Raw genomic sequence first — 23,988 nt, forward strand, 5'->3', positions numbered from 1 at the left:
TCAAAATTGTCAGGAGTCTCCATAATAAAGTGTGTCTGAGTAAAAGTAAAAAAATAAACTTAAATTTAAACTGACACAGTTCGGTGAACAGACTCTGTTTGATTGGATTGGGGAAATTGGGAGTTGCAAGTTTTAGTCATTCACTATCTATATTTCTTATGTTTCTTAAAAGCATAAATACTTACACGATGATGGTGTGGGAAAAAATTAAACATTTACTCTCTTCAAAGATTCCAAACAATAAAAAATTATGAATAAGAATAATCATATTATAGACTATTTAGATTATTATTTAGATTTGGCGAAACCTCCCAAATATGCTGTATTATTAAGAGGCAATTGGGGTTCTGGAAAATCATGGTTTATTCATGAATATATTAAAAGTAAAGCTGAAAATAGCTTTTTATATGTTAGCCTATACGGAGTTACTTCATATACTGAGATAGAAGAGATTTTATTTGAACAAATTCACCCTTTTCTTGCATCAAAAGGGATGAAAATTGCAAGTAAAGTATTAAAAGGATTAATTAAAACGACTATTAAAGTAGATTTTGATGGAGATAAGAAAGATGATGGAAGTATTTCTTCTGGAATTCCTGATATTAATATCCCTGACTATATTAAAAATATTGATAAAAAGACCTTAATTTTTGATGACCTTGAAAGGTGTTCAATAGAGATATATAATATCTTAGGTTATATAAACCAATTCGTTGAAAACAATGAATTAAAAGTTATTATTATAGCAAACGAAGAAGAAATCATCAAGCATGATAAACATAAAGACGATGCAAAGGCATATTTGAAGATTAAAGAGAAGCTTATTGGTAGAAGTTTTGATATAACGTCAGATTTTGATTCTGCACTTAGTTTTTTCATAGAGCAACTTCCTAATTCAGATGCAAAAATATTATTAGAGGATAAAACTCCTTTAATCAAAGATATTTTCATTACAGCTAACTATAACAATTTAAGACATCTCCGATTAGCAATACTTGATTTTGAAAGGTTTTATGCCTTTTTGCCAAAAATTCCCAGTAAAAAAGTAGATTTAGTCAACAAAATTATCAGTTTGTTTTTTTCGCTTTCATTTGAAATAAAAAAGGGAGATTTAATTGAAGAAAATATAAAAGAAGTTTTTAGACCTTTTTTTCTAAGTAAAGAACAACAAAGTGAAGAAGAAAAAAGAATAGATGCAATAAGAAATAAATACAAACCTTTATTTGATAGGTTTGCAACACCAATAGAATACAATCTTTGGATAGATTTCTTTAAAAATGGGACAACTGATAAAAATCACTTGAAGGAATCTATCTATAATAGCTATTACTTTACAGAAGAGAATAGTCCAGACTGGATGAGGCTTTGGAGGTATGTTGAAATGAGTGATGTAGATTTTGAGGAAACATTTAAAAGAATGTATGAAAAATTTGAACACTTTCAAATTGTAGACCAATATGAACTCATTCACGTTACTGGATTATTTATAAATTTTTCCAGTATGAAGCTTATAGCTTACGACGTACAAACTATTTTAGAAATAGCTAAACACAATGTAGAAATACTTAAAAAGTCCAACTACTTAAGAAAAGATAAGAATGAAGATTTCCCTTCGACAGGATATAAAAATTTAGGCTACCAAGGCACAAAAATTCAAGAAATGCAACAATTTTTGGATTATATTTCTGAGCAAGTAATTATTTCAGAACAAGAAAGCTATCCTGAAATTGCCACTCAGTTATTAGAAATTTTACAACGTTCTGTTGATGATTTTGTTGAAACTTTAATCATTTCAAACAGTAAAGAGAATTTATATTTTAATACACCCATATTAAAATTCATGGATACTAATAAATTCATGAAAGTCTTTCTGGAAATACACAATAAAGAAAAAGATAAACTAAGCCGCCTATTTGAGAAAAGGTATAGATTTGAAGACTACAACAAAGAGCTTAAGGAAGAAATTGTTTGGCTAAAAGATATTGTAAAACTAATGAACATAGAGAAAGATAAACGCAAGGGAAAAATAAGTGGAAATATTATAGAGTTTCAGATTATAAAATCTATTGAAAATGCTATTAAAACACTAGATGATAGTATCAAATAAAATTAAAGGTTTGTACCATTTTTCACTGTTACCCCAACTGGTGCAAGTATTAAGCGAAGCGTTAATGTGCCTAAAACATTTCAGTTTGAAACTGAAATAGTAAAAGTCCAAGCCACAGGCTTGAACTAGTCGGGGAATAAATCAATTGAGAATATAAACCTATAAGGATTTGAGGTTAAAATTTTCATTATTAGATAATTATGTAAATCCTTATAGGTTTAACTAAATGAAATAATGTCTAAATCGCTACAAATACGAAAACAAAAATTAATTTTAAGCGACAAACTATTTGACATGAAATAAACATGAATCCTAAAGTTGATTTTTATTTTACAAAAGCCGAAAAATGGCAAGAAGAACTGGAACAATTAAGAAAAATTGTTCTCGAATGTGAACTAACTGAAGAGTTGAAATGGGGTGTTCCTTGTTATACTTTTCAGAAAAGTAACATCGTTTTAATCCATGATTTTAAAGAATATTGTGCCTTATTGTTTATGAAAGGGGCTTTATTGGATAATGCCAACGGATTATTGATTCAACAAACTGAAAATGTGCAGGCTGCCAGACAAATTCGCTTTACCAATCTTCGGGAAATTGTGGATAATAAAGCTATTTTGAAAGCTTATATTTATGAAGCCATCGAAGTAGAAAAAGCAGGGCTGAAAGTAGAGCTAAAAAAGACAACCGAATACAATATTCCAGAAGAGTTCCAACAGAAATTGGATGAATCTTCAAACTTAAAAACTGCTTTTGAAGCCCTCACTCCTGGGCGACAAAGAGCTTACTTATTACATTTTTCTCAACCCAAACAAGCCAAAACACGGGAAGTAAGAGTAGAAAAATGTATTCCACAAATTCTGGATGGAAAAGGGTTGAATGATTGAAAACAGCTTCCTAAAAATCATTTCTTTAACCAATAAGCAATCGCATGAATCCTGAGGTTGATGTATATTTTACGGCGGGTTGTGGGCGTTGTCCACTGGGAAATACCCCCGAATGTAAAGTCAATAAGTGGCAAGCTGAATTGGAGCAATTAAGAAAAATTGTTCTTGAATGTGGTTTGACAGAAGAATTAAAGTGGGGAATTCCGTGTTACACATTTCAGAAAACCAACACCGTTTTAATTGCTGCATTTAATGAATATTGTGCCATTAGTTTTTTCAAAGGAGCTTTATTGCATGATAGCGATGGCATTTTAATGAAACCTGGGGAAAATACACAATCAGCACGTTTGATTCGCTTTACGAATGTCCGAGAAATAATTGAAAACAAAGCCATTTTGAAAGCCTATATTTATGAGGCCATTGAAGTAGAAAAAGCAGGATTGAAAGTAACGTTTAAAAAGCCAGCAGAATTTATCATTCCAGAAGAGTTCCAAGAAAAATTAAATGAATCTACAGTCTTAAAAACTGCCTTCGAAGCCTTAACTCCCGGGCGACAAAGAGCTTACTTATTACATTTTTCTCAACCCAAACAAGCCAAAACACGAGAAGCAAGAATAGAAAAATGTGTTCCACAAATTATGGATGGGAAGGGGTTGAATGAATGAAATAATTACTGTACGAGGGTTTAACATTTTAAAGAATAGTGAAATCCTTCATACACTACTAACAATGAATTTAGATTATAAACATTTTACCACAACAACCTTACAATGAAAATACTTGCATTCGCAGGAAGTAACAGTAGCGCTTCCATCAATAAAAAATTAGTTACACACGTTGCTTCTTTTTTCAATGAACACGACATTGAAATTTTGGATTTGAATGATTATGAAATGCCTTTATTTAGTGTGGACAAATTGGCAAAAGATGGTATTCCACAATTGACTTTAGATTTCGCTCAAAAAATAGATAGCAGTGATTTTCTATTGATTTCATTTGCAGAAAACAATGGAGCATATACTACTGCTTTCAAAAATATCTTCGATTGGGTTTCTATGATTCAAGGTCGCCCAGTGTTTGGCAATAAACCGATGTTTTTATTATCTACTTCGCCTGGTCCAAGAGGAGGCGCAAGTGTCATGGAGATTGCTAAAAACAGAATGCCTTTTAGTGGTGGAAAAGTACTTGATACTTTTTCTTTACCAAGTTATAACAAGAATTTTGTAGAAGGCGAAGGAATTACTAACAGTGAATACGCAGCAGAAGTTGCTTCAAAAATTGAAAAAATAAAGGCTGAGTTCTTAGGTTAAACACATAGATTATTAAAGCTTTTATTTCTCTAAAATTATTTTTTCTAAAAATCAATAAAGGAAGTTTATATTAGCGGTATTGATAAACACATTTTATTGATGAATAAAAAGTTGGAAATATTAAATGACGAACTACTTACTGAATACTGTAAGTTAGTAGATAACAACACACTAAATACTTACAAATTACTGAAAGAAAGCGAGTTGACTATTGACAATTTTAGTTTTTACACTTCAGTATCAGCTGTATTTTCTTCAAAAATAGAAGGAGAGTCAATTGAATTAGATTCTTATATAAAACACAAACGATTTGGCATTGAGTTTTTACCTGATTATACCCAAAAAATTGATGATTTATACAATGCCTATCAGTTTGCTAAATCTAATTCTTGCAATCAAGAGAATATTGAAGAAGTCCATAAAATTTTAACGAAGCACTTATTGCCAACCAACAAACAAGGAAAGGCAAGAACAAGCAATATGTATGTTACTACCAATGATGGTAGAATAGAATATGTTGCCGCTACGCCCTTTATTGTAGAGAGCGAAATGAATAAATTTTATACAGATTTAGCATTTCTTCTATCTGTTGATTTAAGTGTTCAAGAAGTATTTTATTATGCTTCTTTTTTACATTTAGTATTTGTAAAAATTCACCCTTTTAATGACGGAAACGGTAGAACATCAAGATTGATTGAAAAATGGTTTTTAGCAGAGAAGTTAGGAGAAAAAGCTTGGCTTATCCAGTCTGAAAAAAACTATTATCTGCAACATGCTACTTACTACAAAAACATAAGACTTTTGGGCTTGGAGTATCAAAGCTTGGATTATTCCAAATCATTGTCATTTTTAGCAATGCTTCCTCAGTCACTCATTATCAATGAAGGTTAAGCTATAAATACTTTTGTTCTAAAGTATATTTCCAATGAAAACACAGAATGAATATGAAAAAAATAGCATTGACATTTTTCATGTTTGGGCTAACCTCTTCTTGTAAACAAGCAAATACCTTGAGCAACAACGAAAAGACGCTGATTAAACAGGAAGCAAAACAAATGCTTGATAATTATTATAATGACATCAGGCAAAAAGGATTATTAGCAGAATTGGACTATTTAGATAATTCTGCTGATTTCTTTTGGGTTCCTCCGGGCTATTCAAATGCCATTACTTATGATAGTGTTGTATCCGTTTTAAAACAGAATGCTCCACAATTTAAAAGTATTGATAATTCATTCAAATCATTACAAATTTTTCCTCTTAGCAATCAGCTTGCCAGTTATACAGGGAAACTGATTGCTACAATGACAGACACATCAGGGAAAGTAACCAACATTCATCTTATAGAAACAGGAGTAATCATAAAGCGTACTAATGGATGGAAATTATTAAATGGACAAACGGCTATTTTAAATCCATAAATATCTTATATCATTTTTCTTCATGTAATTTCAGAAGAAAAATAACCAATTTTACCATTTAAACCTTTTCAATCAACAATCATGAACAAACTAGTTTTTGCAGTATCCTTACTTTTTACGCTGATTACTTCTTCGGTTTTCTCTCAGAAAAATGTTTTAAAAACAAACATTGAACAAATCATCAACACTAAAAAAGCTACCGTCGGTGTGGCAATTTATGGACTTGAAAGTAAAGAAAGTATTACAGTGAATAATGAATTGCAATATCCTTTACAAAGTGTTTTTAAGTTTCATATTGCTTTGGCAGTGTTAAACCAAGTGGATAAAGGTAAGTTTGAACTTAATCAGAAGATTTTTATTAAACCTAGTGATTTGTTACCCAATACTTGGAGTCCGATTAGAGAAAAATATCCAAATGCGAATGTTTCTTTAAGCATTGCAGAAATCATCCGATATACTGTTGGTGAAAGTGATAATAATGGTTGTGATATTTTATTAAGGCTGATTGGTAGACCCAAAACAGTAAACGATTATATTCACAAAATAGGCATTAAAGAAGTAGCAATCGTAGCCAGTGAAGAAGATATGCACAAAGCGTGGGATGTTCAGTTTGGAAATTGGACTAAACCGATGGCAGCTGTGGAGTTGTTAAAAATATTTTATGATAAAAAAGTTACTTCTAAAGCAAATTTTGATTTCCTATGGAAAGTAATGATTGAGTCGCCAACAGGCAAAAAAAGAATCAAATCACAATTACCAGAAGGTACTTTGGTTGCTCATAAAACAGGGACTTCCGACACTAATCAAGAAGGTATCACTTCGGCAGTAAATGATATTGGAATTGTTACTTTGCCTAATGGCAAACATTTTGCCATCAGTGTATTTGTTTCGAATTCAAAAGAAAATGAAGGAACCAATGAAAAAATCATTGCTGATATTTCAAAATTAGCTTGGGATTACTTCGTCGCTAAATAGCAAAGGAAAGGCTTAACAGATTTAATACAAAAGCCCAAACAATTATAAATCGTTTGGGCTAAATCAATCATTCATTACAAAACAAATTGTGCTTTTTGCATCTACTCATCTTGCTTCATTCATAGTTATTTAGGTTAATATTTTTACCATCCTGGGTTTTGTAGCATTTGTCTATTTCTATCAATTTCTGATTGTTGAATTGGCCAGAAGTAATGTTTTTTCTGGAAAACACGAGTTTCAAATACTACTCTTTGATAGAAATCAGCATCATTAAAGTTCGTTCCTTTGTTGACATTCATTCCATACATTGGTCCGCCTTGAGTATCATCAGCAATTCTCCATCTACGAACATCAAATACTCGATGTCCTTCAAAGGCTAATTCTATTCTTCTTTCATGTTGAATTCTTTTTCGCATTTCAGCTTGAGATAAGCCAGTTGGTAATTCAGGAAGTCCAGCTCTTTCACGAATTAAATTTACATACTTTGCGATATCGGCATTTCCAGCACTATATTCATTCAAGGCTTCTGCATAGTTTAAGTAGATTTCGCCCAATCTGAAAAATATCCATGCTTGTTGTGTATAACGACCATTGGGAACATCGCTATCGGCACTGACAAATTTGGTTAAAAGATAACCTGTTTCGGTATGATCGTGCGAGCCATTTCTTCCAGAAAGTCCCGTTGCATACAATTGAATTGGCGTATAAGTTTTATTCCCACTGAAAGGCCATTCATCATGATTATACAATACAGATACATAAAAACGTGGTTCACGGTTAAGGTACATATTCCAATCGCCTACTTTAGTGTATTTTGTATTAGCCATAGAAAAACCAGACTCAACATAACCAGAACCAGCTTCGTCGATAAGCTTTCCATTGTCCATGTGATAGGCATCAACCATTTGTTGGGTAATTCCTAAACCATTCCAACCTTTCATTTGGCGAGGTGCTGCATGTTGTGTAAACTCATTGGTACGAGTACTTGGTCTAGCCCAAATTACTTCGCTATTCCAACGGTCAACAAATAAATCACGATAGGAAGTCAGAGGATTTAATTGCCCATTCGCATCCATTTTTTTATACAAACCAGTTGGCATCATATCAATTACAGCTTTGGCGGCTTCTGCTGCTAATTTCCATTTGTTGGCATCGTAGGTATTGGTAATTAACTTTTTACCATCTTTGGCATTCTTAAAATCTTCGAAATCTTGGTTATTACCATTAAATAATGGACTCGCAGCATACAACAATACTCTTGCTTTTATCGCCATTACTACTCGTTGGTCCATACGACCATACTCTCTAACATTGGTTTGTACAGTAGGAAGTTCTTTGGCAGCTAAATCCAATTCAGTAGTAATATACTTCACACATTCTTCATAAGAATTTCTTGGCAGTTGAGTATCAGTATTGGAAGCATCAACAGGAATAATTTGAGGTAAAATGACTACTGGACCATACTGGCGAATCAATAAGAAATAATAGTATGCTCTTAAAGCACGAGCCTCCGCTTTGGTTCTTATATTAATTCCGGGTGTTACCGTTTCGCATTCAAGACATTTATCTACTTGATTGATATATACTGATGCAGACCGAATGGCTTTATAATAATTGGTATATGGATTATAGGGAATAGAGGTTGGCGACCAGTTTCCTGTATTGATATTATTTGCTCCAATGCCTGTCCAAACAAAATCCGCTTCATCAGAAATGGGCGATAGGTTATCATAAGGACCTGCTTCGTCAGGCAAAAAGCTATAAATACTTGCTAGATATTTCTCTGTTTCTAGTCTTTTTGTAAAAACATCATTAATCGTCAACATATCATCTGGTTGTTTGTCCAGATAGTCACTGCAAGAGAAACAAAAAACACTCAATACAGCAAAAGATAATATAGATAGTCTTTTCATAATCTTATTCTTATTAGAAGGAATTATCTGTTTTCTTAAAATTTCAACAGATAGTATTTCTTTTATTTTTACTATTTAACTAGTTCTACAAATTGATATTTACTCCTACATTAAAGTTCTTTTGAATAGGATATACAGAACCTCTTCCATCACCCAATTCTGGATCCCAGAATGTAAAGCCACTCCATGTATGTAAGTTAAATCCTGAAGCATACACTCTAAAAGTGTTCACATTTAACTTTTTAGTGAATTTTTTAGGAAGCGTATAACCGATTTCTGCCGATTTCAGACGTAGATAACTAGCATCTCGTTGCCACCATGTTGAAGAGCGATAATTGTTATTATTAGGACCAAAGGAAAGTCTTGGAAAAATCACATCTTGGCTTGGGTTTTCGGGCGTCCAACGGTTTGTAGCATTGACGTTTACATTTCCACGAATTCCACCCTCAACAAAAGGGAACCATCCCGTTCCACCAAGCATAAAGTCCATCGTTTGTGCGCCTTGGAAGAAAGCAGAAACATCAAAACCTTTATAGCCAACCGTAAAACCAAAACCATACATTGTTCCCGGAGTAGAAGGGTTACCAATAGCCACTTCATCAAATGAATCTACGACACCATCTCCGTTGAAATCCTTGTATTTAATATCTCCAACACGCACAGCACCAAATGTTTGAGTAGGTGAGTTTTTAATCTCTTCTTGACTTGTAAACAGTCCTTCAGCAATTAATCCAAAAGGTTGTTGATAACGTTTACCTCTTCTATTTTGATAAGTGTATTTCCAATCTGGAGCGTCATCATTCAATAATTTGTTCTTAGTGTATGTTACATTTCCTCTTAAAGCAAGGTTTACATTTCCTACTTTTTTATTATACTCTAAACTTCCATCAACCCCTTTGTTTTCAAACTCTCCGATATTTCCCCAAGGATTATTCTGAAGCCCCATAATGGCTGGAAGTGAATTTCTTTGCATAAAAATTCCAGTACGATGTCTTTTGAAAACATCAGCTTGTAAATAGAATCCTCTTAAAAAGCGTACTTCTAATCCAATGTTTGTTTCTACTTCTTTTTCCCAAGTAAGGTCAGCACCCCATTGGTCTTCACCTCTTCCTCCGAAGCTGTTATTAGCATCAATCCCGAAATTATATCCTCCATTTCCTCCTCCTACTGTCGTCAAATAAGCAAACCTACGTCCACCGATTTGGTCATTTCCTTTATTGCCATAAGAACCTCTTACTTTCAAATATTGTAGCCATAAATTATTACGGAAGAAAGGTTCTTGCGAGATAATCCAACCGACTGCATAAGCAGGAAAGTAGCCAAAGCGTTTTCCTTTCTCAAAGTTTTCAGAACCATTATAACCAGCATTGTATTCAAAGAAATATTTTGATTTATAACTATATGAGATACGTCCCACCAACCCTTGTAGCCTTGAAGGTAAAGCACTGATGGCATCGTTAGCATCTGCACTTTGATAATCCTGTTGGTTATACAAAACAAGTCCACTAATTGAATGATTTCCAATCGTTTTATCATAGTTAATATTTGCTTGCATATAAATTCTTCTATTACCTCCTGATGATTTAGCAAAGCCTAAATCTGCATTCCCTGTTACGAATTTATTGAGAATCAATGTACTATCTGCGGCTCTTCCAGTGGCGATATAAGTATCAACATTGGCTCTGGTTCTTTGAATATTATGGAAATTATAGCCATCAAACGCAAACTTTGCTGAAACTTTCAAGCCTTTAACCAAGTTTGATAAATCATGATTAATTGTAATATCAGACTGAATATTATTTCTCCATTCTGTGGCAAAACCTTTTCCTGTCAAAGAAGTATAAGGATTGGCGATTCCGTTTACGCCCCCATAAACAAAACCTAACTTACTTCCTGCAAGTGGATAAGTCGGTGAATAACCAACAGGCGTATTGTACATAATGTCGTTCCAAATTCCTGCTGAACTTCCGCCACCCGGATAATTAGAAGTAATCAAAATGCCTCCAAGCCCTAATTTCAATTCTGTATTTTTGCTTAATTTAACATCGGTATTCGCTCTGAAATTATATCTTTTCAAACCTGCATTGGTATTGTAAGTATTCAAGTTATCGCCATTCCAGATACCAGACTCATCGTAATAAGTAGCAGAAATAAAGTATTTCGCAGAAGCCGAACCTCCATTAATGTTTAAATTTGCTCTCCTTGTTTTTGAATTAGGTTTAAGCATTAAACCCAACCAATCAACATTTGGATATAAATATGGGTCAACACCTGATCTATATTTTTCAATGACAGCTGGCGTATAAGGCGTTACATAATTAGGGTTTGAAGCCAATTGAGCTTCGTTGTATAATTCAAGATAAGTTGGTGCATCTACAAATTTTGGTTTACTTGTTGCAGAGTTTACACCTGTTTCATATTTGAAATTAATAGTAGGTTTATCGTTTGAGCCACGCCTCGTAGTAACTAATATTACACCGTTTGCACCTCTAATTCCATATACTGCCGTTGCAGAAGCATCTTTTAATACTGAAAAAGTTTCGATTTCTTCTGGTTCGATATTATTGATGGGTCTTTCAACACCGTCAACAAGTACAAGCGGAGAAGCTCCTGCTCCAAATGTACTGATTCCTCGAATCCAAAACTGAGCATCATCATAACCCGGCTCACCACTTCTTTGAACAGCAATTACACCTGCTACTTTACCTGCTAAAACATTATTCAACGAACGTGGCGCCGCAGATTTTAAATCATTTACTTTTACTGTAGTGATGGCACCCACTACACTTTCTTTCTTTTGTTCGCCATAACCTACTACTATAACCTCATCCAAGGCTTTCATGTCAAGATTCATCGCTACATCAATTTGCGCTCTATTATTGATGGTGATTTCTTGTGTCAGATAACCCACAAATGAAAAAATCAAAGTATTATTTCCATTAGGAACTTGGATTGAATACTTGCCATTAGGTTGCGAGGTTACTCCTCTTGTCGTTCCCTTAATAGCAATATTTACGCCTGGCATTGGCTGGTTTTTCTCATCGACAATTGTTCCTGTTATTGTTTTTTCAAGCTGTGAAGTAATAGATAAAAAGTTAAGCGTATGAGATGACATTAAACTTGATTTGGGTATATGCCTAAGTAAAATCGTTGAACCCGAAACTTCATAAGAAATTTCTAGTGGTGTCAATAATTTTGATAAAACTTCTTTCAATGATTCATTTTGGACATTAATTGAAACTGTTCTATCGACACCAATCACCTGTGGACTGTAAATAAAACTTACAGAAGTAGCCTTCTTGATATGACGAAGGGCAGATTCTAGTACTTTATTTTCTAATTTCAAGGTAATCTTTTGATTAAGAAATTCTTGTCCACGGTTTTCATGTGCAATCGCTAACGTACTGCACATAACTATCAATAAAACCTGATAAAAGGAAAAGCGCATGATTTTTAGAAAAATCTTGATTGATTCTGTGAAAATTTTCATAAATTGAATGGTCTTTTGTTAAAATTTTAGCAAAAAATCCCCTCTGCCCAACTTTCATAAAGTTGGGAGTTGTTGTCAGCAATAAATTGGGGAAATACAAGCCGGAGATGTTGGAGCATCTTCGGCTTTTTTGTTTGGTTAGATAATAGTAGATTTTTTTATTTCATAGTTATTTAAGTTTTGATTGTTTTAATTGAGTTGTTTATTAATTACACCTTTTTCCATAAATCACAACCTGACCGTCGATTAGTTCATAACGGGCTTCAATGGCTTTACAAATTAGGTCTAACTTTTCAAAGAGTGTTCCTTTTTCTAGCTCCGCTGTAAGCTGGCATTTTAGTAATAATTCATTGTCGTAAGTCATCGAAATACCATAAATTTCTTCGAGTGAATCAAATACTTGACTAATAGGTGTACGGTCGAAAACTAAGGATTTATGAACGGATGAAATCGGTTTTATTGGTTCAGGAATGGCTACTAGAGAACGTTTCAAGCGGTTTTCATCACGATTAAATACCACTTGCTGATTAGGCGTAAGTATCAATTGTGCTTCTTCTGTCAGTAATTGTTCGGCTGGTTCTTGTTCTTTATTCAATGAAAATACCGATACTCGTCCCGTTTTTACAATTACCTTTACTTCTTTATCTTTTTCGTAAGAACTAATTGTAAAACTTGTTCCTAAAACTTTGGTAGCGAGTTCGTTCGCATAAACAACAAAAGGTTTTGTTGGATCTTTCACAACATCAAAAAAAGCCTCTCCACTCAAATAAACATCACGATGTTTCTCTGAAAAAACTTTAAGGAAACTCACACGGCTACCCATTTTTAAAATTATTTTACTTCCATCTGGAAGTGTCACAACTTTAGGTGTTTTATCATCATTGAGTACTTCTTGAAATAAGTCTTTCTTACTTTCAATCCGTTGTTGATAAGCTGAATAGTTTCCAAAAGGTAAAGCGCTATTTTTTGATAGATAGAACACAAGTCCAGCAATACTAATAACAAGTATTGCCGCCACTCTCCATAACCAAGCCAATGATAATTTCGGTGTTGTTTTATCAGAAACTTGACTCGCATCCATTTCTTTTCTGCTTTTTGTCAAGCGCTTTAATTCTTCCCGCAATTCATTTTCAGATAAATTATCTTGTGCATCACGTACTTTTTTAATTAAGTCACAAGCATCTGCAACAACCTCAGCATGTTGAGGATGCTCATGAATCCAGTTTTCCCAAAAAACTGCATCTTCAGAAGCATTTCTGAGTACCCAACGGCAAAAAGAATCATCTAAAATGAAGTCTTTTATAGTGTAATTAGTATAATCTTGCATAGATAAAATTGTATTTTACAATCCTTATATACTGAAACAGTACGTTATGATTTGTCAATACTCCTTTTCTATGAATTATTTTCAAAAAAAATTATTGTAACTGGCAAAGTAATTTAAAAAGAGGCATTGGAAGCAATTTGATGATTGAAGGTAAATGTTTCTTTAATTGTGTTAAAGAACGATAAAGGAAATTAGCAACGGTTTGCTTTTCAATATCCATAATTGAAGCAATTTCTTCATTTGATAAGCCTTCGTAATATTTCAAGAAAATTACTTCTTGCTGACGTTTAGGCAATTGTGCAATCGCCTGACGGATTGTTTGCTCACTTTCATGTAAAAACTCTTCAGCAATCCATTCACTTTCAACGGTTAATCCATCCGTAAAGGCATAAGCATCATCCTGTATATCAACGAAATCGCCTAAACGTTTTTGGATTTTTAACTTTCTGAATAAATTATTACGAAGCGACTTTATCAAATAAACAGTAACATAGGGGTTTTCTACCAGATTTTCTCTTCTAGACCATAATTCAAGAAAGAGGTCTTGGATGCAATCCTTTACTAATTCAGTATCTTTTGTAAAACGAGTAGCATAGTTGTATAATTCTCGGTAACGCAAAGCCGCAATTCTGTCAAAGGCTTCTCCGTCTCCACTTCTAAAACGGATCCACAACTGAGCTAATTCAGCTTCATTATTTGGAATTCTATCTACTTTAATCATAAATACCTTATAAATACTTCAATAATAAGCTAAAATTATCCAATTTTTCTTAGAAACATAAACAGATAAAAAAAATTAAAAGTATTTGACGAAATTTGAAAGATAGGAAATAACCCAATAGTCTTTATTTTTGATTAGATAAAAATGATTTTATTTTATGTTGAATAAAATTTCAAGATTGTTTCAAAATGGAACAATAACACTTTATCTCTTTCGAAAAGTCCAATGTTGTGTCAGTTTTTTAAGAAAGTTATTTTCTATTATCATTTAATATTGCTAATCATTCAAACACTATCACCAAACAAACTGCCATGTCATATTGTACCGCAATAACATATATGTCGGATGAAAGAAGAGCTTTGCATAAAGCCTATCACGACAAACTGTATGGTTTTCCTATAGACGACGATAACGAATTGTTTTGTAGGCTAGTTCTTGAGATCAATCAGGCAGGTTTAAGCTGGGAAACAGTTTTGAAGAAAGAAGTATCTTTCAGAAAAGCTTATGATAATTTTAATATAGAAATTGTCGCCGCTTATACCGAAGCGGATAGAGAAAGACTTTTGGCGGATGCAGGAATTATCCGCAATCGTTTAAAAGTAAATGCAGCTATAGAAAATGCCAAAACTATTTTAGTACTTCAAAAAGAATATGGTTCATTTAAACAATGGTTGAATTTTCATCATCCTAAAACCAAAGAAGAGTGGATAAAATTATTTAAAAAGACTTTCAAGTTCACAGGCGGAGAAATTGTGAATGAGTTCTTGATGAGTACTGGCTATTTATTAGGCGCTCATGACGAAAACTGTATTATTCATCAAGAAATATTAAAATCTCAGCCGATGTGGTTACAAAGGGGTTGAGTTTTTTGAAAATTTATCCCTAAAAAAGGCTGATAGATTTCCAAAAATAAAATCTATCAGCCTTAAAAGAGTAAAACATTAATGATGAATAAGACTCGAAACAATTGCTTCTACAGGAGTAAATATCAATTTCTCAAGCGCAATGTATAGCAAAGATGGTCTTAACTGATGATCTCCATAAAATACGATATTCGGAATAACAATCGACGCTATCAAACAGTAAATAGATAACTTCTTGATTGTTTCAGTAGTTTCAACTTTATTGAGCTGGCTTAAAACCAATATAAATAGCGGAAAAAGAAATGAAATACCTCTTGTTTGGTCAGCAACGACAAAGGCTGCTGTCGAAAAAAATAAGCTTAGCAACAAGTATAAAGGCAATTTTTTAAATTGATAAACAAGATAAAAAACAAAAACCCACAAGCCTTTAAACGAAAAAACATACATACTGAAAAATGAATGCTGGCTGATTAAGTACAAAAGACTAAAGTCGTTTGGAAGACTCATTTTGAAATTCGGGAAACTCAGCATATAATATTTACCGACAAAGTAACCAAGTACGGCAAGAGGCATTGCTCCAAATATCATCATTTTTTTCTTCGGTGATTCACTTAAAATCCACCAAAACCATACAGGAGGAACTGCAATAATTAAAGTACGCTCGTTTGTAAAAATAGCAGCCAGCATACTCACAAATACTACAAATGGATTATTCGTATATATCGCAAGAAGAATAAAAAAGAAACCAAAAGTATCTGCATGACCAAATAAATCTCCCGTAGCAGTATTACTAAAATAACAATAAGTACATGCCAAACAAAACAAAACAGTATTGATAATATGCCCTTTATTAATTCTATAAACCAATTTTACCAAAAGCAACTGAAAAACAAAACTTACTAATAGCTGAATAATGTAAAGTTGTTTCTGGCTAGTAATTGAAAAAATTTTGATAATAACAGGTACTGTCAGCCGTAAAGCTCTGTTATAACCATAAGGTATATTTTGTAGGAATTCGTTATTCGTCAAGTCTTTTGCTTGCATCAACATCACACTCCACAAACCATAATGTAAATCATTTTTATTGGTTGGCGGGTTTTCTTGAATCGTCCAAATAAATAGGAAAGAGCTAAATATAATCCACCAAATTGTTTTATGCTCAAGTTTGTTTGATTTTGCTTGTTCTAATATTGTAGCGATTTTCTCTCGAATCATTTGTATCAATCCTATTTTATTTAATTTTTCTGTGTATGTTAATTACGTTATGGCAAAATTAGCTCTTTTTATGATGTATAAAGCACCTAAAGATTAAATCTCATAAGATTTAGAAGAAGAATCATTACTGTTCAGTATAATGAAAAGTCAAACCTCCATCTACATAATAAGTAGAACCCGTTACATATTTTGCATCATCCGAAGCTAAAAAAGCTACAACGCCCGCTACATCTTCAGGTTCTCCCAAACGGCGAAGCGAAATATTATTTTGAAGTGTTCCTAATAATTCAGGTTTACTTAATAAATCAGCATTGATTGGCGTTTTGATTGCTCCTGGTGCTACATTATTAATTCTAATATTCATTGGACCTAACTCTACCGCTAAATTTCTCATCACCATTTGCATTGCACCTTTACTTGCACAATACGCTGTAAAATTCGGAAAAGGTAGTTCTTCATGTACAGAACTATTATTCACAATTACTCCGACAACCTTATTTTCCATCATGTAGCGTACAAAAGCTTGCGTGAGAAAAAACATGCCTTTTAAATTAATATTCATCACAGTATCATAATCTTTTTCCGTTACTTCCCAGAAAGGCGCATTAATTTCTACGCCAGCATTATTCACTAAAATATCTAATTTACCAAATACTTCTACGCTTTCTTTGACCATTGCATATACAACTTCAACTTTCGAAATATCACTTTTAATAAAATGAACCTTCGCTCCTGTTTCTTCTACTTGTCTGATAGTTTCGGCAACGTGTTCATCATTATTTCTACTGTTTATGACTACGTTTGCTCCTTCCTGAGCAAAACGAACAGCAATTGCACGACCAATACCTTTGCTACTTCCTGTTATTAAAGCCACTTTTCCTGAAAATCGTCCCATGTGTTTTTGTAAGTTTAGTTAATTGATAGAATATTGAAATAAGTATAAGCAAAAAATCTGGATTTTATAACTCCATTTTGATTTTACTCATCAAATATACAAACGTTCAAAATTGAACTATGATGGATAATTCTACATTATAATTTAAAAATGGATATTTCCGTGTAAGAAATAAGACAAAGTATTCATTCACAACATGCTAAATCGTTCCATTGATATTTTAGATTCATCACGCACAATTCATAACTTTTAATATGTCACAATTATTTAGTCCGATAAAAATCAAAGAACTTGTTTTAAAGAATCGTATTGTTGTCTCTCCGATGTGTCAATATTCATCTATCGACGGTTTTGCTAACGATTGGCATTTTGTACATTTAGGAAGCAGAGCCGTTGGCGGAGCAGCATTAGTCATTACAGAAGCAGCCGCAGTTTCTTCAGAAGGTAGAATTTCACCTGATGATTTAGGTTTATGGAAAGATGAACACATTGAAGGTTTACAAAAAATCACCAATTTTATCAAAGCCAACGGAGCAGAAGCTGGAATTCAATTAGCCCACGCAGGCAGAAAAGCCAGTGTTTCTTCACAGTGGAAGGGAGGCAAATTAGTAAGCGAAACAGATGGTGGTTGGCAAGTAGTAGCTCCCAGCGCAATTCCATTTAATGATACTTATGGATTGCCAAAAGCTCTAAGCCATTCAGAAATTAAAACGATTATTAATGATTTTAAACTTGCTGCGGAAAGGGCGTTGAAAGCAGGATTTAGTGTTGTTGAAATTCATGCGGCACATGGTTACCTGATTCATCAGTTTTTATCACCATTAAGTAACCAACGTACTGATGAGTACGGTGGCTCTTTTGAAAACAGAATTCGTTTTTTATTAGAAATTATTGAAGAAGTAAAAACCGTTTGGCCAGAAACATTACCATTATTCGTCAGAATCTCGGCCACAGAATGGGCAGAAGGCGGATGGAATGAAGATGATTCTATCAAATTAGCTCATATTCTAAAAAGTATTGGAGTTGATTTGATTGATAGTTCGACGGGTGGAAATATTCATACTGCCAAAATTCCAATTGCTCCATCTTATCAAGTATCATTTGCTCAAAATATCAAAAAAGAAACAGGAATTTTAACGGGTGCCGTGGGATTATTAACATCTTCAGCACAAATAGAGTCGATTCTTGTAACTGGGCAAGCCGATTTAATCTTTCTAGCAAGGGAATTACTTCGTGACCCATATTTCCCTTTAAGAGCTGCCGCTGAATTAGGACAAAAAGATGTGCAATGGCCAGTACAATATGAACGTGGAAAATTCAGATAAGTAGAACGAGTTCCCAACTCGTTGTTTATTTAAACGAGTTGGAAACTCATGCTACTTACTTAAATTTTAAACTGTAAAGTAGCCACAATACTTCTTCCATCGGAACTCCAAACACCAACTCCCGGATAACCCGTAGGGCGTTTGGTAAAGTACTGAATATTCGTAAAATTATTCACACCCAATTTAAAAGTATAATTTTTAGCTATTTTTAACGAAGCATTAAAATCAAAAATTCCATAAGCTGGTACCAAACCTTTAGCACCATCAATACTTGGTTTTTCTGTATTTAGGGCATCTGAATAACTATCTGCCACATAACTATACTGCAAAGTAGCGCTCAATATTTTATGTGCAAGCGTTACTCCATTTCTACTAATCCATTTCGGTACAGTTTCTAAACGATTACCTACAATACTTTTATTTTCTCCATTCAAAGTAACCGAACCTTTCACATAACTGGCATCAAAATACGAAGTTGCAATAAAAATAGAAAGTTCAGTGTTTTTCGTTTTAATCGGTTTGGCTTCCACAAATACTTCTAAGCCTTTCGTGACACTACTTCCTACATTGGTTTTATAGACAAAATTATTTCCGTTGGCATCTGGTAAAATCAAACTTCCAATTCGGTTATTGTACTCAATCTGGAAATACGTAACATCAAAATTCAACTTTTGTTTATGATTTCCTCTAATACCGATTTCAATATTATGTCCAGACGCATCCTTAAGATTTTGGTCAGTAACATCCAAAGTCGTTGGCGGAATAATGTCCGAGAAAATTACAGGACGATATGCATGCGACCAACCTCCATAAATTTTCAAATGATTATTCAACTTATATTGAGTATTCACACCAAAAAGTGGGAAAGAATGTTTAATCTCGTTCGGCACTTTTTCGGAAGCTAAATACTTAATATAGCCCGACATTTTGGTAACGCCATTTTCTATACGAAAGGCTGGCGAAATATTAAATTGTGGTGTAACATAAAAGATATTTTCTACAAAAACAGCTACATTTTGTGTTTTATAATGTAAATCTCTTCCCCAAGCTGGGTCAACTAAAGTTAAATCATAATCTGTACCTGTTGTTCCTTTTCCTAATTGTTGGCGATGCAAATCATTATTGATGTACCGAATGCCTCCAACTAAAGTATTTTTAAAGTTTCCGATAGAATAATGCTTCGTCAAACGTAATTCAGAAGAGTAACTATTAAAATTATCAATATCTACCTGACGATTTTTGTATTGGTCAGTTGCTGGGTCAATCACATCTGGCACAGTTGCTAAAGCCACAATTTGTACACTACTTCTTGTCCCTAAAACAGCAGAGTTTATCCAATTTAACTGCGTACTTTCATTAATTTTCCAATCAAACGAAAGTGAAGGAACGATAATATCTGGACTAAAATAATTTCTACTTCTAGTTGACTGCCTTGGATTTTGGTTAAACATTTCGTCTGTTAATGGTCCAGGAATTTGGTAAACGTAAGTACTTCTTCCGATTTCAGCCTTCGCTTTCAATTTAGAAGAAAAATCATATTCTAAGGTTAAAAACTGAGCCTCTGCATCCGAATTAGCATTTTTCCGATAACCATCCGAAACTCTTTTCTGAAAATATCCATAATATTTCAGCTTGCCAATCTTTCCTCCAATGGCGTTGTAAGTACTAAAAAGTCCATACGAACCCATAGAACTAATACTTTCGAAAGAGATTTTCTTCGTTGAATCGGCTTGTTTTGTGATATAATTAATCATACCACCAAACTGCGCTCCATATTGTAGAGAAGCTGTTCCACGAACCATTTCAATCTTTTGAATAGATTCCATCGGTGGACTATAATGACTGGCTGGATAGCCATAAATATCACTATTGGTCATAATTCCGTTTTGTCGAACATTATATTCCCAACTACGGTGTGGGTCGAGTCCACGAGTCGAAATATTCATTTGGTTTCCAGAGCCATCCATATCATACACAAAAGCTCCCGCTACTTTAGCAAAAATTTGTCTGCCAGTTTTCTCTGAAATATTCGCATTAAGGTTACTTACAGCAATTACTTCATATTTTTTTCCAGAAAAAATATAGCTATTATGAACATCTCCTAGATTATTTTCATCCTGCCTATAGGCTTTGATTTCTACTTCATCAAGTTGTTTAACTTTGTTAGAATCTACTGTCGTTTTTTGACCAAATATAAGGGAGGGAATTATTAAAAAGGGGAGGAAAAAGTATTTCATATTGATGAATCAAAGGCTAAATGTGTTATTTTTCCAAAATTATGGAAAAACGCCTTTTATTCCAACAATCAGGACTTAATTATTTAGAATCTTTCTAATCTTTCAACAGCCACTTTATCACTGTTTTTTCAATAGTTGCTTTCAAAACAGGCTTCGTTACATAATCATCCATTCCAGCTTCCATACATCTCTCTTTTTCACCTACAATCGTTTCTGCCGTCAAAGCTATAATTGGCACTCTCTTTCCTTCTTTTTCAAGTGCTCTGATAATTTTGGTAGCATCATAGCCACCAATTTCAGGCATTTGTACATCCATAAAAATAATGTCTGGATTATTCTCTTTAAATTTTTCTACGGCTATTTTTCCATTCTCAGCTTCAATAACCTTTGCCTCAGGAAATAGCTTACTAAAAATTGTTCTTGCCAACATCATGTTGATTGGGTTATCCTCAGCAATAAGAATTTTAATCTTACCAAATTTGCATTCTGCTTTTAATACAAGAGGTTTTTCTTCAACATAAACATTTTCAACAGGTTCTATTTTATTGATTAATTCATGAAGAGCAGTATATAATTGTTGGATTTTAATCGGTTTTACTAAACGTTGTTTAATTCCCAATTCTTCACAAGCTTTTGTAATTTCATAATCATCCGAAGAGCTGTATAAAAGCATGATAGGCTGTGTATCGACAGATAATTTCAAGTCTTCTCTAATACTTCTTGCCGTTTCAATACCGTTCATTTCTGGCATTTTATAATCTAGTAAAATGGCATCATAACGTTTTCCCGAACGAAGCAAATCAATGGCCGCTTTACCGTTACTTACCTGTTCAGAATGAATCGATTTTAATGCTAACATTTCTTTTAGAATCACACGATTATTAGCATTGTCATCAACAATTAGAATATTCTCAACTTTATCTAAATCATTATTCCATTCTACAGCTTCACCTTCCAAGGTTTTCAAAGTAATATCAAAGAAAAAAGTACTTCCTTCGCCCATTTCACTTTCTACTTGTAGTTGACTGCCCATCAAGCCCAAAAGTTTATTCGAAATAGTTAATCCCAAGCCCGTACCACCAAATTTTCTAGTCGTAGAAGCATCTTCTTGCGAAAATGCAGTAAATATTTTTTGCTGATTACTTGGGTCTATCCCAACGCCAGTATCTCTCACTTGAAACCTGAATCTTACATTTTTATCAAGTTCTGTTTTGAGAATGAAAATTTTCAACTCGATTTCTCCAGCATTCGTAAACTTTACAGCATTACCCAAAAGATTTACTAAAACTTGACGCAAACGAACAGAATCAACCCAAATAAATCGAGGAATATCAGATTGTATATTTAATAAAATCTCAAGTCCTTTTTCATTTGCCTGATAAGTAACAATATCCATTACTTGTTCTCCAAGTTTGTACAAATCGTATTGTTCAATCGACAGTTCTAATTTTCCAGCTTCAATTTTTGAGAAATCTAAAATATCATTAATAATGTCTAAAAGTGAATTGGCAGATTGAAAAACGGTTGACATATACTGCTTTTGAGTATTGTCTAGTTTGGTTTTCATTAATAAATCTACAAAACCAATCACGCCATTCAATGGAGTACGAATTTCATGGCTCATATTTGCCAAAAATTCAGATTTTGCTCTTCCACCCTGTTCGGCTTGTTCTTTTGCTCTTCGCAAAGAAGAAGCAAATCGGTAAGATAAAATCAGGTTTTGAAAAAATATAAAGCCTAAAAAACCGAAAATAAAATAAAAAGGGGAAGCATCTAATACTTTTAGGTAGCTCAGAATTGTCAAGCCAATAGCAATACCTAAAGACAAAAAACTCAAAAAGGCGTATTTCGACCCTACTCTTTTGTTAATTAAGGCACGAATTGCCACATAAAAACTATAAACAATAAAGAGTAAAACGACAATTAAGAATAATTGAGAGGCAAGTGTGAAAAAAGAAATCGGAGTAAAGACTAAAAGCCCAATATAAAATAGACTTGAAATACTCACAAACTTAATAAACCAATCACGAGTTTCATCAGGATATAAATCTTTCAGAAACAATGTGAAAATAAAAATGCAGAAAAATATAGCAAAGTATTCAATGTAAATGGTAAGATACCAATTCAAATTTGGGAAAAGATGATGCAAATAGTATTGCTTATCAACTCCTATAATTCTATAGATAAAAAATAGACAGAAGAGTGCAAAGTATAGAATTTCACGGTCACGTTGCCCCATAAAGTAAAGTCCGAAGAAGAACAAACTTCCCATAAACAATACTCCAGTTAATAATAAATCCGAAGCAATTTCTCTTTCTCTTTGTTCCTTCATGACTTCGTCATCACCCAAAACAATCATTTGAGAAATTCCCCCTTTATAATGCTCAAAATTCGCAACCTGAAGAACTAATTTTAAAGTATCAGAATCAGCATAATAGTCTCTAAGAATAGGTAACCATTGAGGTTTGTATTCATCTCTATTCTTTGAAACGACACCATTTTTGGCAAATAATTCACCATTAACCCAAAAATTAAAAGTACAATAAGTAGCAGGAAGGAAAAAAGCCAGAGATGGATTTTTCTTATGGTCAATAATTAAATCTAAAGTATAAGTGGCAATACCAAAAGCCTTATAAGGAATATCTAATTGTTCGTGTTTATTCCATACTTTGGTTAAGTCTGTGTAGTAATTTGGTTTTGTCTTTGAAGTAATTTCATTTGGATTTAATAATTGATTCCAATAAAAAGCCCAAGGACCTTTTAAGTCAGCATTATCATTTTTGAAATTATGTTTTCTTAAATCTAAAACGCCTTCATTGGCATGATATTCGGCGGCGGGCAAACTAAAAGAAGTAATTAATGATAGGAGTAAAACAGCAAACATAATCATCTTACGCTTAGCGTACTTGTTTTCACAAACATAATACGGCATAATACGACTCATATTTTGACTTCGTTTTGGCAAGTACCTATATTTATGAATTTCTAAAAAGAAGTTTTCCATCAGGATACTTGGTTAATTCATTCTACATAAAGTAGAAATTTGCTTATTTAATATTAGACTGCAAAAGAATATTAAATAATTCTTTTGTACAAAGATATTTTAAATATTCGATAAGTATTAATAATGGAGGTTTGGTGCTTTGTTTTTTGATTTGTGTATAATGCAAAAGAGCTACCCATTAAGGTAGCTCTTTTTAATATTTTTGAGGTTTATTTACTTTCCCGCATATGATTGCAGTATCATCAACGGAACTGGGCTTAACTTCTCTGTTCGAGATGGGAAGAGGTGAACACCAGTCCTA

The 23,988-nt window shown here is 33.2% G+C and carries 17 protein-coding genes and 1 rRNA gene; 9 read left to right on the top strand and 9 right to left on the bottom strand.

Annotation, left to right across the window (positions count from 1 at the left end; translation table 11 throughout):
* Window positions 1-250: 250 nt before the first annotated feature.
* From ABID42_RS23785 to bla, 7 genes are all read left to right on the top strand, one after another.
* Window positions 251-2,107: a P-loop NTPase fold protein gene (locus ABID42_RS23785; RefSeq protein ID WP_367285788.1), complete on the top strand. Its 1,857-nt coding sequence runs from the start codon at window positions 251-253 to the stop codon at window positions 2,105-2,107.
* A 305-nt stretch (window positions 2,108-2,412) separates the two neighbouring features.
* The gene (locus ABID42_RS23790) at window positions 2,413-2,991 is read left to right on the top strand and encodes a YdeI/OmpD-associated family protein (protein WP_367285789.1); all 579 of its coding nucleotides are present in this window, start codon (window positions 2,413-2,415) and stop codon (window positions 2,989-2,991) included.
* Between the two features lie 44 nt (window positions 2,992-3,035).
* The gene (locus tag ABID42_RS23795) at window positions 3,036-3,656 is read left to right on the top strand and encodes a YdeI/OmpD-associated family protein (protein WP_367285790.1); all 621 of its coding nucleotides are present in this window, start codon (window positions 3,036-3,038) and stop codon (window positions 3,654-3,656) included.
* A 105-nt stretch (window positions 3,657-3,761) separates the two neighbouring features.
* Window positions 3,762-4,301, top strand: coding sequence for an NADPH-dependent FMN reductase (locus tag ABID42_RS23800; protein WP_367285791.1), 540 nt, complete (start codon window positions 3,762-3,764; stop codon window positions 4,299-4,301).
* A 99-nt stretch (window positions 4,302-4,400) separates the two neighbouring features.
* Window positions 4,401-5,192 carry a Fic family protein gene (locus ABID42_RS23805; RefSeq protein WP_367285792.1) on the top strand — a complete coding sequence of 264 codons (792 nt, stop codon included), beginning with the start codon at window positions 4,401-4,403 and terminating at the stop codon, window positions 5,190-5,192.
* 53 nt (window positions 5,193-5,245) lie between these two features.
* Complete coding sequence (locus ABID42_RS23810; protein WP_367285793.1) at window positions 5,246-5,722, top strand: nuclear transport factor 2 family protein; 477 nt, start codon at window positions 5,246-5,248, stop codon at window positions 5,720-5,722.
* A gap of 81 nt (window positions 5,723-5,803) precedes the next feature.
* A complete protein-coding gene (gene bla, locus ABID42_RS23815; protein WP_367285794.1) occupies window positions 5,804-6,697 on the top strand; it encodes a class A beta-lactamase, subclass A2 in 894 nt (297 codons plus the stop codon).
* Between the two features lie 143 nt (window positions 6,698-6,840).
* Here bla and ABID42_RS23820 read toward each other — a convergent pair whose 3' ends face one another.
* The 4 genes from ABID42_RS23820 to ABID42_RS23835 all read right to left on the bottom strand — a co-directional run bounded on the left by ABID42_RS23820 (window position 6,841) and on the right by ABID42_RS23835 (window position 14,148).
* Complete coding sequence (locus ABID42_RS23820) at window positions 6,841-8,610, bottom strand: RagB/SusD family nutrient uptake outer membrane protein (RefSeq protein ID WP_367285795.1); 1,770 nt, start codon at window positions 8,608-8,610, stop codon at window positions 6,841-6,843.
* Between the two features lie 85 nt (window positions 8,611-8,695).
* On the bottom strand, window positions 8,696-12,100 hold the full coding sequence (locus ABID42_RS23825) for a TonB-dependent receptor (protein WP_367285796.1): 3,405 nt from the start codon (window positions 12,098-12,100) through the stop codon (window positions 8,696-8,698).
* A 205-nt stretch (window positions 12,101-12,305) separates the two neighbouring features.
* A complete protein-coding gene (locus ABID42_RS23830; RefSeq protein ID WP_367285797.1) occupies window positions 12,306-13,427 on the bottom strand; it encodes a FecR family protein in 1,122 nt (373 codons plus the stop codon).
* Window positions 13,428-13,518: 91 nt separating this feature from the next.
* Window positions 13,519-14,148 carry an RNA polymerase sigma factor gene (locus ABID42_RS23835; RefSeq protein WP_367285798.1) on the bottom strand — a complete coding sequence of 210 codons (630 nt, stop codon included), beginning with the start codon at window positions 14,146-14,148 and terminating at the stop codon, window positions 13,519-13,521.
* A 311-nt stretch (window positions 14,149-14,459) separates the two neighbouring features.
* Here ABID42_RS23835 and ABID42_RS23840 point away from each other — a divergent pair, with 311 nt between their 5' ends.
* Window positions 14,460-15,011, top strand: coding sequence for a DNA-3-methyladenine glycosylase I (locus tag ABID42_RS23840; RefSeq protein ID WP_367285799.1), 552 nt, complete (start codon window positions 14,460-14,462; stop codon window positions 15,009-15,011).
* 78 nt (window positions 15,012-15,089) lie between these two features.
* Here ABID42_RS23840 and ABID42_RS23845 read toward each other — a convergent pair whose 3' ends face one another.
* Both ABID42_RS23845 and ABID42_RS23850 read right to left on the bottom strand, forming a co-directional pair.
* Complete coding sequence (locus ABID42_RS23845; protein WP_367285800.1) at window positions 15,090-16,226, bottom strand: hypothetical protein; 1,137 nt, start codon at window positions 16,224-16,226, stop codon at window positions 15,090-15,092.
* A gap of 124 nt (window positions 16,227-16,350) precedes the next feature.
* Complete coding sequence (locus ABID42_RS23850) at window positions 16,351-17,121, bottom strand: SDR family NAD(P)-dependent oxidoreductase (RefSeq protein ID WP_323258744.1); 771 nt, start codon at window positions 17,119-17,121, stop codon at window positions 16,351-16,353.
* A 254-nt stretch (window positions 17,122-17,375) separates the two neighbouring features.
* Between ABID42_RS23850 and namA the strand changes: the two genes are divergently transcribed.
* Entirely contained in the window at window positions 17,376-18,446 is a 1,071-nt protein-coding gene (gene namA / locus ABID42_RS23855) for an NADPH dehydrogenase NamA (RefSeq protein ID WP_367285801.1), read from the top strand.
* A gap of 59 nt (window positions 18,447-18,505) precedes the next feature.
* On the opposite strand, the gene ABID42_RS23860 is transcribed toward namA, so the two are convergent.
* From ABID42_RS23860 to rrf, 3 genes are all read right to left on the bottom strand, one after another.
* Window positions 18,506-20,683 (bottom strand): TonB-dependent receptor family protein, encoded by a 2,178-nt coding sequence (locus ABID42_RS23860; RefSeq protein WP_367285802.1) that lies wholly within the window; start codon window positions 20,681-20,683, stop codon window positions 18,506-18,508.
* Between the two features lie 94 nt (window positions 20,684-20,777).
* The gene (locus ABID42_RS23865; protein WP_367285803.1) at window positions 20,778-23,627 is read right to left on the bottom strand and encodes a hybrid sensor histidine kinase/response regulator; all 2,850 of its coding nucleotides are present in this window, start codon (window positions 23,625-23,627) and stop codon (window positions 20,778-20,780) included.
* Window positions 23,628-23,887: 260 nt separating this feature from the next.
* Window positions 23,888-23,988: ribosomal RNA gene (rrf, locus tag ABID42_RS23870) — 5S ribosomal RNA — on the bottom strand; the annotation flags it as partial.

Origin of the sequence: Arcicella rosea (assembly GCF_040543805.1) — a bacterium.
Classification (GTDB): Bacteria; Bacteroidota; Bacteroidia; order Cytophagales; family Spirosomataceae; genus Arcicella; species Arcicella rosea.